The following is an 862-nucleotide window of genomic DNA, read 5'->3' as shown; positions in this document are numbered from 1 at the left end:
GCCCTTTCCCGAGCCGCCGTAAGGCGGCGATGCAGTTACAGACCTGTTACACGAAGTACCCCTTGCTTTCATAATGACAATATATTTTTATACTAATATTATACATTAATTATATTATTTAAAACCCGTCTCTAAATGACAACCACTAAGCACATAATATATGTCAACATCACCTTCAAAGCCAGGTGGAGTCTGTTCTGCCAAAATAATCAATGCCCTATTTTCAAATGGGCTCAAAAAATATCCGCAAAAGTGTACCTTTGAAGCTCTGGTATTTTCTTTAGTAAATATTGTCTTCTTTTTTCCATTTGCGGTAATTGAAACAGCATATTTTTCTATTGGAATTTCTCCCCACATATCTTCTCCTGATACAATATCAGAAATAGTGACCCTATACTCTATGCCATTCCTCGTTATGGGAAAAGGCAAAAACTCGGTATATTGTTCTTCAATACTATGTGCCTTCATGGCATTCGTTATTTTATCTTTAATATGATTAAACAGATATTCTGCAATAATATTCTCCGGTTCATCACTGTCAATTTCATACGCATCGGCTTTAATATTTATCAACATTTTATCATTAACAAAGTCAAAAATGATAAAATAAACTGTTATAAAACCGCTGTATCCACCTACTGCTTCACTGGAGTATGCAACCTTTCCTGTTTTGGACCAACCCCATATTCTTATATCTGGCCTATATCCCCAACCGCCTACAGCAACTTTTAATAAATCTACTTTAGGTGGAATTCTAAATTCTTGTGCATTTATATTAATCCCAATCAAAAATAGCAATCCTAAAACCAATAGTCTGTATTTCATTGTAAATTCCTTATGTTTTAGTATCTAAATATTATTC

The 862-nt window shown here is 33.9% G+C and carries 1 protein-coding gene; it reads right to left on the bottom strand.

What is annotated here, in order from left to right:
- Positions 1-114: 114 nt before the first annotated feature.
- Positions 115-825 (bottom strand): hypothetical protein, encoded by a 711-nt coding sequence (locus tag ACYVRH_RS13565; RefSeq protein WP_461257422.1) that lies wholly within the window; start codon positions 823-825, stop codon positions 115-117.
- Positions 826-862: the final 37 nt, after the last annotated feature.

The organism is Treponema sp. R80B11-R83G3 (assembly GCF_054786115.1).
Note: the sequence above shows the minus strand (reverse complement) of the source record. Positions and strands in the feature narration are given on the sequence as shown.